The organism is Pseudomonas paraeruginosa PA7, from assembly GCF_000017205.1.
Classification (GTDB): domain Bacteria; phylum Pseudomonadota; class Gammaproteobacteria; order Pseudomonadales; family Pseudomonadaceae; genus Pseudomonas; species Pseudomonas paraeruginosa.
The window spans coordinates 5,305,732-5,319,943 of sequence record NC_009656.1; the positions used below are offsets into that span (position 1 = coordinate 5,305,732).

At 60.6% G+C, this 14,212-nt stretch carries 17 protein-coding genes and 1 tRNA gene; 9 read left to right on the forward strand and 9 right to left on the reverse strand.

What is annotated here, in order from left to right; translation table 11 throughout:
• Positions 1–217: 217 nt before the first annotated feature.
• The 4 genes from PSPA7_RS24595 to PSPA7_RS24605 form a co-directional block, all read right to left on the reverse strand.
• A tRNA-Thr gene (locus PSPA7_RS24595) sits at positions 218–293 on the reverse strand.
• 74 nt (positions 294–367) lie between these two features.
• Positions 368–1,102, reverse strand: a complete 735-nt coding sequence (tfpZ, locus tag PSPA7_RS32210) for a TfpX/TfpZ family type IV pilin accessory protein (protein ID WP_124179916.1) — start codon at positions 1,100–1,102, stop codon at positions 368–370.
• Positions 1,102–3,021: a glycosyltransferase family protein gene (locus PSPA7_RS32215; RefSeq protein WP_012077293.1), complete on the reverse strand. Its 1,920-nt coding sequence runs from the start codon at positions 3,019–3,021 to the stop codon at positions 1,102–1,104. Before PSPA7_RS32215 ends, tfpZ begins: the two co-directional genes overlap by 1 nt.
• Positions 3,022–3,083: 62 nt before the next feature.
• A complete protein-coding gene (locus PSPA7_RS24605; RefSeq protein ID WP_003152762.1) occupies positions 3,084–3,554 on the reverse strand; it encodes a pilin in 471 nt (156 codons plus the stop codon).
• Positions 3,555–3,776: 222 nt separating this feature from the next.
• Between PSPA7_RS24605 and pilB the strand changes: the two genes are divergently transcribed.
• Genes pilB through yacG form a run of 5 tightly spaced genes read left to right on the forward strand, consistent with a single transcriptional unit; the run spans position 3,777 to position 8,381 of the window.
• The gene (gene pilB / locus PSPA7_RS24610) at positions 3,777–5,480 is read left to right on the forward strand and encodes a type IV-A pilus assembly ATPase PilB (RefSeq protein WP_033998207.1); all 1,704 of its coding nucleotides are present in this window, start codon (positions 3,777–3,779) and stop codon (positions 5,478–5,480) included.
• A gap of 3 nt (positions 5,481–5,483) precedes the next feature.
• The gene (locus tag PSPA7_RS24615; protein ID WP_012077296.1) at positions 5,484–6,701 is read left to right on the forward strand and encodes a type II secretion system F family protein; all 1,218 of its coding nucleotides are present in this window, start codon (positions 5,484–5,486) and stop codon (positions 6,699–6,701) included.
• A 2-nt stretch (positions 6,702–6,703) separates the two neighbouring features.
• Positions 6,704–7,576: a type IV prepilin peptidase/methyltransferase PilD gene (gene pilD / locus PSPA7_RS24620; protein WP_012077297.1), complete on the forward strand. Its 873-nt coding sequence runs from the start codon at positions 6,704–6,706 to the stop codon at positions 7,574–7,576.
• Positions 7,573–8,184: a dephospho-CoA kinase gene (coaE, locus tag PSPA7_RS24625; protein ID WP_003152767.1), complete on the forward strand. Its 612-nt coding sequence runs from the start codon at positions 7,573–7,575 to the stop codon at positions 8,182–8,184. Before pilD ends, coaE begins: the two co-directional genes overlap by 4 nt.
• Positions 8,181–8,381 (forward strand): DNA gyrase inhibitor YacG, encoded by a 201-nt coding sequence (gene yacG, locus PSPA7_RS24630; RefSeq protein WP_003094656.1) that lies wholly within the window; start codon positions 8,181–8,183, stop codon positions 8,379–8,381. Before coaE ends, yacG begins: the two co-directional genes overlap by 4 nt.
• Positions 8,382–8,418: 37 nt before the next feature.
• Here the strand turns inward: yacG and PSPA7_RS24635 are convergent, their stop codons facing one another.
• From PSPA7_RS24635 to PSPA7_RS24650, 4 genes are all read right to left on the reverse strand, one after another.
• Positions 8,419–8,628, reverse strand: coding sequence for a hypothetical protein (locus PSPA7_RS24635; protein WP_003152770.1), 210 nt, complete (start codon positions 8,626–8,628; stop codon positions 8,419–8,421).
• Between the two features lie 105 nt (positions 8,629–8,733).
• Positions 8,734–9,423 carry an energy-coupling factor ABC transporter permease gene (locus PSPA7_RS24640; protein WP_012077298.1) on the reverse strand — a complete coding sequence of 230 codons (690 nt, stop codon included), beginning with the start codon at positions 9,421–9,423 and terminating at the stop codon, positions 8,734–8,736.
• Positions 9,420–9,896, reverse strand: a complete 477-nt coding sequence (locus tag PSPA7_RS24645) for a hypothetical protein (protein ID WP_003152773.1) — start codon at positions 9,894–9,896, stop codon at positions 9,420–9,422. Before PSPA7_RS24645 ends, PSPA7_RS24640 begins: the two co-directional genes overlap by 4 nt.
• The gene (locus PSPA7_RS24650; RefSeq protein WP_003152776.1) at positions 9,893–10,318 is read right to left on the reverse strand and encodes a GNAT family N-acetyltransferase; all 426 of its coding nucleotides are present in this window, start codon (positions 10,316–10,318) and stop codon (positions 9,893–9,895) included. Before PSPA7_RS24650 ends, PSPA7_RS24645 begins: the two co-directional genes overlap by 4 nt.
• A 131-nt stretch (positions 10,319–10,449) precedes the next feature.
• Here PSPA7_RS24650 and PSPA7_RS24655 point away from each other — a divergent pair, with 131 nt between their 5' ends.
• The 4 genes from PSPA7_RS24655 (at position 10,450) to PSPA7_RS24670 (ending at position 13,092) form a co-directional block, all read left to right on the forward strand.
• A complete protein-coding gene (locus PSPA7_RS24655; RefSeq protein ID WP_003152777.1) occupies positions 10,450–11,079 on the forward strand; it encodes a DUF1780 domain-containing protein in 630 nt (209 codons plus the stop codon).
• Complete coding sequence (locus tag PSPA7_RS24660) at positions 11,076–11,516, forward strand: MOSC domain-containing protein (RefSeq protein ID WP_012077299.1); 441 nt, start codon at positions 11,076–11,078, stop codon at positions 11,514–11,516. The genes PSPA7_RS24655 and PSPA7_RS24660 overlap by 4 nt, the downstream gene beginning before the upstream one ends.
• Before the next feature lie 34 nt (positions 11,517–11,550).
• Positions 11,551–11,721, forward strand: a complete 171-nt coding sequence (locus tag PSPA7_RS24665; protein ID WP_003152781.1) for a DUF3094 family protein — start codon at positions 11,551–11,553, stop codon at positions 11,719–11,721.
• Between the two features lie 63 nt (positions 11,722–11,784).
• A complete protein-coding gene (locus PSPA7_RS24670) occupies positions 11,785–13,092 on the forward strand; it encodes an NAD(P)/FAD-dependent oxidoreductase (protein ID WP_012077300.1) in 1,308 nt (435 codons plus the stop codon).
• A gap of 34 nt (positions 13,093–13,126) precedes the next feature.
• Here PSPA7_RS24670 and zapE read toward each other — a convergent pair whose 3' ends face one another.
• Positions 13,127–14,185: a cell division protein ZapE gene (zapE, locus tag PSPA7_RS24675; RefSeq protein ID WP_033998225.1), complete on the reverse strand. Its 1,059-nt coding sequence runs from the start codon at positions 14,183–14,185 to the stop codon at positions 13,127–13,129.
• Positions 14,186–14,212 lie beyond the last annotated feature (27 nt).

Below are 14,212 nucleotides of genomic sequence, written 5' to 3' on the forward strand. Positions count from 1 at the left end.
TGAGTCACCCGTCATGAAAGAACCGCGACAGCTTGCAGGCAGCCCTCCTTCCGGCATCTTGTCGGAGCCGTGGCAAGCAATCCAGCCCGCGCTTGGGCACAAAAAAGCCCCGCCTGACGAATCAGAGCGGGGCTTTTTCTTGGACCTTTTGCACCCACCCTGCACCCACAGCGTCTGAAGGTGCAAGGTACTGAATGGCTGAAAGGCCCGGTTTTACTGGTGCCGGATAGAGGAATCGAACCCCCGACCTTCTCATTACGAATGAGCTGCTCTACCGACTGAGCTAATCCGGCGGCGGGCGTAATCTATCATTCCATGAGGCGATAGACAATATAGACTTCCGCTGGCATCCCACTGTGTTTTGAGATCACCATGGCCTCAAGTCGACAACAGCAATAATCTTTATATTTTGATCGAACAAAACGACCAGGTCTGCAGCGGTCCCTTTCAAGGGGAGCCATCCGAACAGATCCAGCCAGCCACCAATAGCCGCCTCCACCTTTTTTTCGCTGTTATACTTTAGAAGTTCCGAAATGGGCTTCAGCCTATACTTTATCTCATCCTTTCTGCTCTCCAGCGGAGTATATGCCTCTGGCCTCCGCGCCAAGCTAATGCCCAGGAAAATCTCGTCCTCTCTTTGCGCCTTCCTGATCACCGGATCATCAGAATAAGTAGCAGCGATCCACCTAGGCCCATTGAGAACTCCGAGATCTACATAACCATTCCGCACATCCAGATCAACGGGCCTAACAACTTCAAAATCATCAACAACAAAAACTAACCAGGCAGGTCGTCCGACAGATAACACATGCAGACCATAGGCAAAAGAAGAAACCTGAACCAACAAAATTACAGAAATATCAAAAAGGAACTTAAGTTTGTTTTTCTTATAAACAAGAAACGTAAGAACAGGCCCCAAAACCAGATTACAAAAAAAAATCAAACCCAGGACTTTCTGTACTCCCGACACGTGGAAAAACGGAGAGGGGTACCATAAAAAAAGAACCAAAGACAGCGCGAGCAACGATAAAATGGCAGCAAAAAAAAGATGAATCCCGGCAACCTTAAAGCGTTCTCTAGCAGCAATCCTCACCATAGCCATCACACACCACCATTTAAAATAATCCCTCTACGAATCATTTCACCACAAGATTCTTTTTTATATGAACTAGCTTTACAGAACCCTTTCAACAAAGAAGAAAAATTATATCTCATCCCACTCTTCATATAATACCGATAGCGCTCCTGCTCATTATAAATACGTTCAGCGCGCGAATACTCACCTAAAGCATAAAAAATAGCGCTACGTTGATACATCAAAGGAATCAGCTCTCCCTTCCCTAAATACCATTCAGCAATAACACTATATTTCAAGGCTTTTTCAGCATCCCCTTTAAATATCATGAGCGCATTAGCATAATCGGCATAAGCCCCCCCCATCTGCATGGAGGTAAGCAAGGTAAAATTCTTCATCGCGCTCCGACCATCCTTCTCCTCATGAAACTTTGGAAAAGCATAAATCACGCCTTCGAGATATTTCATACCTTCGGCATCGCCAGTTCTTATCAGCCGATTTGCATACAGTAACTGCTCAGAAACCTCCAGCCCTCCTCTCTCACGCTGCAGCCTTTCCACTTCTTTGTCCACGAGATCATATCGATAAAAACGAGACGCACCATACAAGTAGTTATATCTGGCATATTGAAAATCTGGATGATCTTTATAGGCCCACGTCCACAGTGAAACCTCCGAGGACCACATTGGCAGGATCCCGTTAACTGTAAACCCTGCAGCAACGAGCCAGACAAATGTTGCAAAAGTAAGTACTCGCAAATAAGCAGGCCGCGCCAGTCTCAAGCAAGAGAAAAACAAGTCATAACGCACCAACACCACGGACATCGCAAGAAAAGCTAAAGGTGCAGTTAAAAATCTTTCATGCCCAAGATTTCCACCTATCGTCATCGGAATTATATGGACAACCGGAAGCAGGCAAACCAAATAAGCAATGGCAAGCCAAGCAGCCACCGAACGCCTATAAGCAGCCATGTACCCTACTCCCAATAAAAGTAGCAGCGTACACAGTTGCCCTAAAGCTGAAAGCAGCACCCCTCCTTCCTGATACTCAGAAACAGGATGAAGGGGACTTATAGAATAAAACGGCAGGAAGCTTTGCAGCAAATAGAACTTCAATGCTTCTAGCGGAAGTCGCTGATACAAAATCGCGTCTTTTGCATACTCCGTGGTTAGAGGCGAATGATAAAACCCCCCAGCCGAAAACTCCCTCACGACAAAATAAAAAAGAACTGTCAAAACCAGCCCGAACAGTACCTTGAAATTTTTTGAGCAGGCAGCAAAAAAAAGCCCCCGCCCTATCGGCTCCGCCGAACAGTTAAGCGCCATCCACACACATAAAATCAACGCAGGAAACACTACCCCCAACTCTTTACTCAGTAGCGCAGCCATCATGCAAGCGGACAAAAGCAAAACCCTAAATAGGCCAGATTTTATTTCCGCCAGAAATATGCCCACACCCAGCAATAAAAAAGTCGTGACCATCAAATCAAATCTGCCTGAAACCCAGACCGACGATTCGACCAGTGCAGGATGAATTACATAGAGCATGGCTGCCAGGAAGCCCAACAGCTCTGGCAAAGAACGTTCAAGAAGAAAAGCGATGCGCCTGCAAACCCAAAAAACCAGAATAGCGTTAAAATTAAATATAATTAAATTTACGGCATGCGATACAAGTGCACTCTGCCCGAAAGCATGAAATTCAACATAAAATGTCAAAAACACCAAAGGCCGCAGGTATGAGGTACCAGGCAGAACCGGCTCGGCCAGTAACTTCCAACTGAGTGGCAAGTTCAACAAATCCGTCTTATCAAGAAAAAGCAGACTATCATCCCAGACATAATCAAAGCCCAGGGCACGCCCATAAAGTCCCCAGAGACATAGAGAGACAAAAGTCATCAACGACAGGACAACGAGTCTCTTTCTCTTTAAAAACGGATCAGTATACAAAGTCAAGCTCCGGATAAAAAGGAAGCCCCCAAAGAAAGGGGGCGTCCTTTTGAACTACTTAATTAGGGCTTGCAGGCGTTCGGCAGATATTTAGCATCGATGGTGGTACCGGAACCTTGAGCGTCATCTACCTTGGCGTTGCCACAGGCCCAGCTCGAACCACCATTTGTGGTGGTCAGAGTCAGAACGCTGTTAGCTGCCTTGCCAGTCGTCATGGTTACGGTAATGACACCCGACGGGTAGCTACCACCAATGGAGGGGGTAACGGTGCTGTATTTACCGATCAGAGTTGCATTAAGTTGGTTCGCGGAAGGGGTCACGGTCGGAGCAACCAAAGCAGTCGGCCAAGCGTTCTTGTCGGCGCCATACTCGGCCAGCGGGGACTTCAGACCACCGCCCAGGGATACGGCCTCGGTGACCTGACCGCGGGTGATGTAGTCCTGATAAGCCGGGATAGCGACGGCAGCCAGAATGCCGATGATCGCCACCACGATCATCAGTTCGATCAGGGTAAAGCCTTTTTGCGCTTTCATTGAATTCTCCATAATTTTTCCAGGCGTGGTGCCTGAAAGTGCTTTCAGCAGGATCCATGCCAAACCCAAAAGCGCGCAACATCCTGATTTCTCGTGGAAAAGCTATAACCCTCAAGCCCAAATAAGCAGGATGTGACATTTTTTGACAGCTACGGAAACGCAATTTGGCAGCCTTGGCCAACTACGCTATAAGGCAAGCCAAACTCCCTATCGATGCCCGTCATGAATGATCGCCACCCCTTGACCGGACTGGCCAGGCAACTGGTTCTCTCCAATCTTCTGGATGAAAATGCCGCCCAGCAGGCCCATTTGCAAGCCCAGCGCAGCAAGCTGCCCCTGGTCACCTATCTGGTACAGAACAAGCTGGTCAAGAGTCGCGATTTGCTGGAACTGACAGCTGAACAGTTCGGCATCGCTTACGTAGATCTTGGTGCTCTGGACAAGGAGAGTTTCCCCAAGGATCTGATCAGCGAAAAACTCTCTCGACAGCACCGAGTCGTTCCACTGTGGCGACGCGGCAACAAACTGTTCATCGGTCTCTCCGACCCCGCCAACCACCAGGCGGTGTCTGACATTCAGTTCAGCACCGGGCTGACCACGGAAGCGATCCTGGTCGAAGACGACAAGCTGACGCAGACCATCGACAAGCTTTATGAAAATGCCACCGACAGCCTGGCTGGCCTGGACGATGTCGATCTCGACGGCCTGGATGTATCCACCGGCGACAGTTCGCCCCAGGAGGACGGTTCGGGCGGAGACGCCGACGACGCACCGGTAGTGCGCTTCGTCAACAAGATGTTGCTGGACGCCATCAAGGGCGGCTCTTCCGACCTGCACTTCGAACCCTACGAGAAGATCTACCGGGTGCGCTTCCGTACCGACGGCATGCTCCACGAAGTGGCCAAGCCGCCGATCCAGCTGGCTAGCCGTATATCTGCGCGTCTCAAGGTGATGGCCGGCCTCGACATCTCCGAACGGCGCAAGCCGCAGGACGGGCGGATCAAGATGCGCGTGTCGAAGACCAAGTCCATCGATTTCCGGGTCAACACCCTGCCGACCCTCTGGGGCGAGAAGATCGTGATGCGGATCCTCGACTCCTCCAGCGCGCAGATGGGCATCGATGCGCTGGGCTACGAAGAGGACCAGAAGGAACTCTACCTGGCCGCGCTCAAGCAGCCGCAGGGCATGATCCTGGTCACCGGCCCCACCGGTTCGGGCAAGACGGTCTCGCTGTACACCGGCCTGAACATCCTCAATACAACCGATATCAACATCTCCACCGCCGAAGATCCGGTGGAGATCAACCTGGAAGGCATCAACCAGGTCAACGTCAACCCGCGCCAGGGCATGGACTTCTCCCAGGCGCTGCGCGCCTTCCTGCGCCAGGATCCGGACGTGATCATGGTCGGCGAGATCCGCGACCTGGAAACCGCCGAGATCGCCATCAAGGCGGCGCAGACCGGGCACATGGTGATGTCCACCCTGCACACCAACAGCGCCGCCGAGACCCTCACCCGTCTGCTGAACATGGGCGTGCCGGCGTTCAACCTGGCGACCTCGGTGAACCTGATCATCGCCCAGCGCCTTGCGCGAAAACTCTGTTCGCATTGCAAGAAAGAACACGATGTTCCGAGGGAAACTCTGCTTCACGAGGGCTTCCCTGAAGAACTGATCGGCACCTTCAAGCTGTATTCGCCGGTGGGCTGTGAAAATTGCAAAGGCGGTTACAAAGGTCGCGTCGGTATTTATGAAGTGGTTAAAAACACCCCCGCCCTGCAGCGGATTATCATGGAGGAAGGCAACTCCATCGAGATCGCCGAGCAAGCCCGCAAAGAAGGCTTCAACGATCTGCGCTCCTCAGGCCTGCTGAAAGCCATGCAGGGAATCACCAGCCTGGAGGAAGTCAACCGCGTGACCAAGGACTAATCCATGGCGGATAAAGCGTTAAAAACCAGTGTCTTCACCTGGGAAGGCACCGACAAGAAAGGGGCCAAGGTCAAGGGGGAACTGACCAGCCAGAACCCCATGCTGGTCAAGGCGCAACTGCGAAAGCAGGGTATCAATCCGCTCAAGGTACGCAAGAAGGGCATTTCCCTGATGGGCCGGGGAAAAAAGATCAAGCCCATGGACATCGCCCTGTTCACGCGTCAGTTGTCCACCATGATGGGTGCGGGCGTCCCCCTTTTGCAATCCTTCGATATCATCGGCGAAGGCTTCGACAATCCGAACATGCGCAAACTCGTCGAGGAGATCAAGCAGGAAGTTGCCTCAGGCAATAGCCTGGCCAACTCCCTGCGCAAAAAGCCCATGTACTTCGATGACCTGTACTGCAACCTGGTGGATGCTGGCGAGCAGTCCGGTGCGCTGGAAACGTTGCTCGATCGCGTCGCGACCTACAAGGAAAAAACCGAATCGCTGAAAGCCAAGATTCGCAAGGCCATGACCTACCCCATCGCGGTAGTCATCGTGGCAGTGATCGTCTCGGCCATTCTGCTGATCAAGGTCGTGCCACAGTTCCAGTCGGTATTCGAAGGCTTTGGCGCCGAGCTGCCGGCCTTTACCCAGATGGTCATCAATATTTCCGAGTTCCTGCAGGAATGGTGGCTGCTCGCACTGGCGGGCCTGATAGGAGTGGGCTTCGTCCTGAAGGAGGCCTATAAGCGATCGGAGAAATTACGCGATGCCACCGATCGCAACCTGTTGAAGCTTCCGGTCGTTGGCAACATCCTCTACAAATCCGCCGTCGCCCGCTACGCGCGCACACTTTCGACCACTTTCGCCGCCGGTGTTCCGCTGGTAGAAGCCCTGGATTCCGTAGCTGGAGCTACTGGCAACGTAGTCTTCAGAAATGCCGTCAGCAGGATTAAGCAAGATGTTTCCACCGGCATGCAGCTGAATTTCTCCATGCGCACCACCAACGTATTCCCCAGCATGGCCATCCAGATGGCTGCGATCGGTGAGGAATCAGGCTCGCTGGATGAGATGCTCGGGAAAGTAGCCGGCTTCTATGAGGAGGAAGTCGACAATGCCGTCGACAACCTAACGACACTCATGGAACCAATGATCATGGCAGTCCTCGGTGTGCTGGTCGGTGGTCTGATCATCGCCATGTACCTGCCGATCTTCCAACTGGGTTCCGTTGTATAAACATGCCCCTTCTCGACTACCTGGCCAGCCATCCGCTGGCCTTTGTCTTGTGCGCCATCGTCCTCGGCCTGCTGGTCGGCAGCTTCCTCAACGTCGTCGTGCACCGCCTGCCGAAGATGATGGAGCGCAACTGGAAGGCCGAGGCCCGCGAGGCGCTCGGGCTGCAGCCGGAGCCTGATCCGGCGATCTACAACCTGGTCCTGCCGAACTCCTCGTGCCCGCATTGCGGCCACGAGATCCGTCCCTGGGAAAACATCCCGGTGCTCAGCTACCTGGCGCTGGGCGGCAAGTGCTCGTCCTGCAAGGCCGCCATCGGCAAACGCTACCCCCTGGTGGAACTGGCCACCGCGCTGCTTTCCGGCTACGTCGCCTGGCATTTCGGCTTCACCTGGCAGGCGGGCGCGATGCTCCTGCTGACCTGGGGCCTGCTGGCGATGAGCCTGATCGATGCCGATCACCAGCTGCTGCCGGACGTGCTGGTGCTGCCGCTGCTCTGGCTGGGCCTGATCGCCAACCATTTCGGCCTCTTCGCCAGCCTCGACGACGCGCTGTTCGGCGCGGTGTTCGGCTACCTCAGCCTGTGGTCGGTGTTCTGGCTGTTCAAGCTGGTGACCGGCAAGGAAGGCATGGGCTACGGCGACTTCAAGCTGCTGGCCATGCTCGGCGCCTGGGGCGGCTGGCAGGTCCTGCCGCTGACCATCCTGCTGTCGTCGCTGGTCGGGGCCATCCTCGGGGTGATCATGCTGCGCCTGCGCAACGCCGCAAGCGGCACGCCGATCCCCTTCGGTCCCTATCTGGCGATTGCCGGGTGGATTGCATTGCTCTGGGGTGATCAAATAACCCGGACCTATTTGCAATTCGCCGGATTCAAATGACCCAACCCTGGATACTTGGCCTCACAGGCGGCATCGGCAGCGGCAAGAGCGCGGCCGCCGAGCATTTCGCCGCCCTCGGCGTCCACCTGGTGGACGCCGACCATGCCGCCCGCTGGGTGGTGGAACCGGGGCGCCCGGCCCTGGCGAAGATCGTCGAACGCTTCGGCGACGGCATCCTCCTGCCCGACGGCCAGCTCGACCGCGCCGCCCTGCGCGAACGGATCTTCCAGGCGCCTGAGGAGCGGCGCTGGCTGGAACAACTGCTGCACCCGCTGATCGGCGCGGAGATCGTCCAGTACCTGGCCAGGGCCGAATCGCCCTACGCCATCCTGGTTTCGCCGCTGCTGGTGGAGTCCGGGCAGCGCCACATGACCCAGCGCGTGCTGGTGGTGGACACCCCGGAACACCTGCAACTGCAACGCACCATGCTCCGCGACAAGGTCTCCGAGGAGCAGGTGCGCTCGATCCTCCAGGCCCAGGCCCGGCGCGACGAACGCCTGAAGCACGCCGACGACGTGCTGGTCAACGACGGCGACCTGTCCCACCTGCAGCGTGAAGTCGAACGACTGCACGCCTTCTACCTGACCTTGCGAGGAGGCCGAGCATGAGCCAGCCGCTGACCGTGGAGTGCCCGACCTGCGGCGCGCCCGTCGAATGGAAAAGCGACAACAAGTACCGCCCCTTCTGCTCCGACCGCTGCAAGCTGATCGATCTCGGCGCCTGGGCCGCCGAGGAACACGCGATCCCCGGCGACACCCTGGAAGACGACATTTTCTCCGCCGACCTGCCGCCTCGCGAGCATTGATCGCGACGGGCCAGCCAACCCGGCTGGCCCGTCTCCATCAAGGGCGCATGAAGGCATAGTCGCGCTGATCGTCGAGGTTCTCCGCCAGGAACCGCAGTTCGCCGGCCAGGTCTTCAGGGGCGCGCTGCGCCTTGTTCAGTTCGACGATCACGCTCAACAGCGCGCGCAGGCGCATCGTCCGGTCCGCCTCGCCATTTTCCGCCAGCAAACGCAGCAGGCCCTGCCGGGCCCATTCGTGGACTCCCATGTTCCGATCCTCCCGTGAGAAAGCGGCAGGATCGCGGTGCGCCCGCGCCGAAACACTGATCCAGGTCAGCCGCGCCCCGCCATGGACATGGCGAATGACTGGCCATCAGGGCTTGCGGTCGTCGTCCTTCCAGGGCGCCTGCAGGTAGCGCGTGCGGTTGAAGGTTTCCAGCCACTCCGGGTAGTAGACCACCAGGCCGGTGATCACCGTGCCGTTGATGAAGGCCTCGGGGAACATGATCAGCCACAGGTAGCCGGCGAAATCCTCGAGCCAGGGCGGCATCGGGAACAGGCCGTCGATCCAGACCACGCCCAGGCCGAGCAGCAGAACCACCACGGCGGTCAGCGCCGCCGGGAAGAAGCCGCAGCAGAAGATATAGACGAACAGGTTGCGCGGCTGGCGCCTTTCCACGAACAGCGCCGCCAGCTCGGCGATCAGCGCCGGGATCGCCACCAGCAGCACGCCGTTGACGCCGATCGCCAGCCAGTCCTGGCGTCCGAGCAGGCACAGGCCGAGCTGCGCCACCAGCCCCACCACGATCGCCAGCGGCCAGTCGAGCAGCAGGGTCACGGCGGTCATGCCGATGAAATGGAACGACAGCCCCGAATCGAAGTCACGGCGTACCAGCCAGAGCAAAAACAGCCCGAGCATGGTGCCGAACACCAGATGCTGGCGACGGGTATCGCTGACCAGCTCGACCCAGGGCGCGCGCCAGGCGGCGAGCAGCAGCACCGGCGCATAGATCGCCCAACCCAGCTCGAGGCTTTCCGCCGACAACAGCTCGGCAGCGATCACGGCTGCGCCTGTTCCAGGGCGATGCGCAGGGCCACCGGCGAGTCCAGCTCGCGGACCTCCTCCACTCGCCGCTGCTCCAGGCGGATCCACAGGACCTTGCTCGCGCCCGCGCCATAGCGCGGCGCCACCGCGGCCTCGCGGTCCAGCACGACCGGATAGCTGTAGTCGCGCATCGCCGGTACCGCGAAGAGCCGCGAGATCAGGCCCGGCATCCGGCTGATGTCCGCCAGGAACAGCACCTGGCGCGCCTCCAGGTAGCCTTTGGGACGTTCGGCCAGAGCCGCCTTGACCAGCTTCGCGCCGTCCATGTCGCGGGCGACCAGCAGGACCCGCGTGGAGTCATCGAGCGAGCGGGCCTGCCCGAACTGGTCCTGGAGCGTCCAGGGCTCCAGGGTCTCGCCCTTCTCCAGCGCCAGGGCCAGGGCCAGGCCCGGCAGCAGCATGGCCAGCAGAATCCAGTGCAATCGTTTCACGCGCGTTCCTCCCGAGTGGAAAATACCTGGATGTCCTCGCGCCGCTGCCAGCCCGCCTGGGCCTGCCAGAACGCCAGGGCCTGTTCGGCGGCGTCGAGGACGAAGACATGGGATTTGCCGATCCCTTCCCTGGCCAGGCGCGCCAGCGCCTCGTCGAGCAGGCGCCGCGCCAGCCCCTGGCGACGATAGGCGGGATCGACCGCCAGGTGCTGCAGGTAGCCACGGCGGCCATCGTGGCCGGCCATCAGGCAGGCGATCACCACGCCCGCGGATTCGACCAGCAGGCTCAGCCCGGGGTTGCGTTCGAGATAAGCGACGAAGAACGGATACTCGTCCTCGGCGCGGATGCGAATACCCGGCGTTCGCGACCAGAGGGCGAACAGAGCCGGATGATCGGCGGCGATGACGCTGCGAAGCTGCATCGGAACGGCTCCAGGCCATGGGGAACGGCAGTGTACACCGAGGTCCGGCGGCGATGCGCGCCGGGCGGATTGTCGCAGGCAGAACGCCCACGGGCTGGAAAGCGGACCTGCGGGCGGACTAAGCTGAGCCCATGAACGAAGCGGATTACCTGCGCCTGCTCACCCGTCAGGCCGAACAAGCCAACGACTTCCTCTCCAACGCGCGCAAATGGGACCGCGAGCGCTGGGTCTGCCAGCGCTTCCTCGAAGCGCTCAACGTGCCCTATCGCCAGGAGGACTTCGCCGCGCCGGGCGACCAGCCGCCGGACGTGCTGTTCAAGGGCGCCGGTTTCGAGGTGTTCTTCGTCCTCGACGAGGGTCGTCGGCTCAACGAGGAATGGCGCGAGGAGCTGAGCCGCCGTCGCCAGGCCGTCAGCCTGCGCCAGCTGATCCGCCGCGAGGAGCGTCCGCAACGGATCGCCGCCGCCGAACTGCAGGCCCGGCTGGCGCCGACCCTGCGCAAGAAGGCAAACAACTACAGCGAGCGCGGCATCGATCATGCCGAGCTGGACCTGCTGGCCTTCGTCAACCTGAAACGCGCGGTGCCCGACTTCAACACCCCGTTCCCACCGCCGACCGAATACCTGCGCCAGGGCTGGCGCTCGCTATCGATGGTCGGCCCGACCTTCGCCCGGGTGCTTTTCGCCCACTCCGGCGCTCCCGAGTTCCTCCGCGCCAACCTCGGCCGCAGCATCCTGTTCGACGCCGGAGTGGGGCTGTGAGCGAGGGACGGGTGAAGTGGATCGGCGTACGCTCCGGCAGCCGCGCGCCGATCCAGGAACTGGAGGCGGTCGAGGCGCGCCGCGGCCAGGGACTGACCGGCGACCATGCGCAGCCGCCGCGCCAGGTCACCCTGGTGCAGTGGGAGCACATCGAGGCCCTCGGCACCCTGCTGGGCAGGCCGTTGCTGCCCACCGAAATGCGCCGCAACATCGCCGTCGCCGGAATCGACCTGCTCAGTCTCAAGGACCGGCGTTTCCGCCTCGGTGGCGCGCTGCTGGAAGCCACCGGCTGGTACCAGCCCTGCGGCCGCCTGGAAAAGCACATCGACCACCGCACGCTGAAGAGCGTGCGCGAGCAGGGCGGCATCACCGCGCGGGTGATCGGCAGCGGGGTGATCCGCCTCGACGATCCGCTGGTGATCGAACCCCCTGTCTGACTAGAATGACCGATATCGAAAACGGAGGCCCACCATGCCCAGCCGACTGAGCCCCGAAGACCAGCGCAAGGTCGAGCAGTACCTCGCCTCGCCGCTGCACCAGGTCGAGCGTGCGCCGTTCCGCCCATGGTTCCTGATGTTCGTCCTGCTCGCCGTGGTCATCGGCCTGGGCCTGCTCAGCCGCCTCCTCAGCTACCTGGCCTGAGTCGTCCGGTCGAGCCCCGCTCCCGACGACCGCCTCACGGAATTCCCACTATGAGATATCGACATGTCCCATCGCATCGTGATCGTCGGCGGAGGCGCCGGCGGGCTGGAGCTCGCCACCCGTCTCGGCCGCACCCTGGGTAAACGCGGCAGGGCCCAGGTCACCCTGGTCGACGCCAACCTCACGCACATCTGGAAACCGCTGCTGCACGAAGTCGCCGCCGGCTCGCTCAACTCCTCGGAGGACGAGCTGAACTATGTCGCCCAGGCGAAATGGAACCACTTCGAATTCCAGCTCGGCCGCATGCAGGGCCTGGATCGCGCCGGCAAGCGCGTCCGCCTGGCGGCGCTGGTGGACGAAAACGGCGTGGAACTGGTGCCCGAACGCGACATCGACTATGACACCCTGGTGATCGCCGTCGGCAGCACCACCAACGACTTCGGCACCGAGGGCGCCGCGCAGCACTGCATCTTCCTCGATACCCGCGCCCAGGCCGAACGCTTCCACCGCCAGTTGCTCGGCCAGTACCTGCGTGCGCATACCGGGCATGACGCCGACAACAACGCGGTGAGCATCGCCATCATCGGCGCCGGCGCCACCGGCGTCGAACTGGCCGCCGAACTGCACCATGCGGCGCAGATGCTGGCCGCCTACGGGCTCGACCGGATCCGCCCGGAAGACCTGCACATCAGCCTGATCGAAGCCGGCCCGCGTGTGCTGCCGGCATTGCCCGAGCGTATCGGCCAGCCGGTCCACCAGACCCTGAGCAAGCTCGGCGTGCGGGTGATGACCGGCTCCGCGGTGAGCAAGGTGGATGCCGACGGCCTCTGGACCGGCGACGGCGAGTTCGTCCCGGCGACCCTCAAGGTCTGGGCCGCGGGCATCCGCGCGCCGGCCTTCCTCAAGGACCTGGACGGCCTGGAAAGCAACCGCATCAACCAACTGGTGGTCCGCCCGACGCTGCAGACCACCCGCGACGACGACATCTTCGCCTTCGGCGACTGCGCCGCCTGCCCGCAACCGGCGCAACCGGGCGCGGAACCGCGCAACGTGCCGCCACGCGCCCAGGCCGCGCACCAGCAGGCCTCGCTGCTGGTCAAGTCGCTGCGCGCCCGCCTCGACGGCAAGCCGCTGGGCGACTACCACTACCGCGACTACGGTTCGCTGATCTCGCTGTCGCGCTTCAGCGCGGTCGGCAATCTGATGGGCAATCTGATGGGTAGCGTCATGCTCGAAGGCTGGCTGGCGCGGATGTTCTACGTCTCGCTGTATCGCATGCACCAGATGGCCCTGTACGGCCCGCTGCGCACCGCGATGCTGATGCTCAGCGGGCGCCTGCGCAGCACCGAGCCTCGCCTCAAGCTGCATTGACGGCAGCGCCCCGCCAGCCGCGCGGGGCGCCACCTCAGCGACGCAACTGCCGCAGTTGCGCCAGGCGGCTGGCGGTGCGCTGCATGTCCGCCGGCAGCTCGCTGCCTTCGACCAGCTCCGCCAGCGGCGCCTCGGCGCGCAGGAACAGGCGCCGGTCGTTGTCGTGGAGGACATCGACCAGATTGATGAAGCGCTGCTGGGCGGCGACCGAACAGCGCGCCATCGGCGGTACGCCATCCAGCACCCAGGTGGAAAAGCGCTCGCCAAGTGCCAGGTAATCCATCACCGCGGTCGGCGCCTCGCAGAGATCGGCGAAGGCGAACCACACCAGGTCGCCGCGCACCGCACGCGCCAGCAGGGACCTCGCCCCGCTGCGCAGCATCACCCGCTCCGCCGGCGCCGGCACGGCCAGGCCCAGCCCTTCCATGACGGCGGCCGCGGCGGCCTGGCAATACGCGCCGCTCGGGTAGCCGGAGACCGCTTCGGCGACCGGCGAGCACGTCCGGTAATCCTGCGCGCCAGCCACTTCCAGCACATCCATGCGCGCTTCGATCAGGCGGATAGCCGGCAGGAACCGCTCGTGGTACAGCGGGTTGGGCAGCAGCTCCCGGGGCGCGTAGTTGGACGTGCAGACCAGGGTGATGCCGCGCCGGAACAACTCACGGAACAGGCGGGTGATGAGCATCGCATCGCCGATGTCGTGCACGTGGAATTCGTCGAAGCAGAGCAGCCGGCAATCGCCGAGCAGCTCATCGAGCGCCCCGCCCAGCGCGTCGGCCTGCCCCTGGCGACGGAACATGCCGTCGTGCAGCTGGCGGAAGAACGCGTGGAAATGGATCCGGCGCTTGCGCGCCAGGTCGGCGCTGCGGAAGAAGCCATCCATCAGCCAGCTCTTGCCGCGCCCCACCGGGCCCCACAGGTAGAGGCCGCGCGAAGCCCGGCGGAACAGCGTGGGCCCTCGGCGCAGGCGCCGCAACAGGTCATCCAGGTGAGCGATGGCTATGCGCTGGGCTTCATCCAGGGCATAGCCGCACCGCTGCGCTTCGCGCTGGAAGTGGTACGCCACGGGGGATGCTGGAGTCGGCTCGGACATGCGCGATCGTCAGGGCGGAAAGAGTCT

What these genes read in the sequence shown, in the direction of transcription:
- tfpZ (WP_124179916.1), bottom strand. Translation starts at nt 1,102, where the DNA reads ATGGCTATGGTGAGGATTGCTGCTAGAGAACGCTTTAAGGTTGCCGGG.
- PSPA7_RS24605 (WP_003152762.1), bottom strand. Translation starts at nt 3,554, where the DNA reads ATGAAAGCGCAAAAAGGCTTTACCCTGATCGAACTGATGATCGTGGTG.
- pilB (WP_033998207.1), top strand. Translation starts at nt 3,777, where the DNA reads ATGAATGATCGCCACCCCTTGACCGGACTGGCCAGGCAACTGGTTCTC.
- PSPA7_RS24615 (WP_012077296.1), top strand. Translation starts at nt 5,484, where the DNA reads ATGGCGGATAAAGCGTTAAAAACCAGTGTCTTCACCTGGGAAGGCACC.
- pilD (WP_012077297.1), top strand. Translation starts at nt 6,704, where the DNA reads ATGCCCCTTCTCGACTACCTGGCCAGCCATCCGCTGGCCTTTGTCTTG.
- coaE (WP_003152767.1), top strand. Translation starts at nt 7,573, where the DNA reads ATGACCCAACCCTGGATACTTGGCCTCACAGGCGGCATCGGCAGCGGC.
- yacG (WP_003094656.1), top strand. Translation starts at nt 8,181, where the DNA reads ATGAGCCAGCCGCTGACCGTGGAGTGCCCGACCTGCGGCGCGCCCGTC.
- PSPA7_RS24635 (WP_003152770.1), bottom strand. Translation starts at nt 8,628, where the DNA reads ATGGGAGTCCACGAATGGGCCCGGCAGGGCCTGCTGCGTTTGCTGGCG.
- PSPA7_RS24650 (WP_003152776.1), bottom strand. Translation starts at nt 10,318, where the DNA reads ATGCAGCTTCGCAGCGTCATCGCCGCCGATCATCCGGCTCTGTTCGCC.
- PSPA7_RS24655 (WP_003152777.1), top strand. Translation starts at nt 10,450, where the DNA reads ATGAACGAAGCGGATTACCTGCGCCTGCTCACCCGTCAGGCCGAACAA.
- PSPA7_RS24665 (WP_003152781.1), top strand. Translation starts at nt 11,551, where the DNA reads ATGCCCAGCCGACTGAGCCCCGAAGACCAGCGCAAGGTCGAGCAGTAC.
- PSPA7_RS24670 (WP_012077300.1), top strand. Translation starts at nt 11,785, where the DNA reads ATGTCCCATCGCATCGTGATCGTCGGCGGAGGCGCCGGCGGGCTGGAG.
- zapE (WP_033998225.1), bottom strand. Translation starts at nt 14,185, where the DNA reads ATGTCCGAGCCGACTCCAGCATCCCCCGTGGCGTACCACTTCCAGCGC.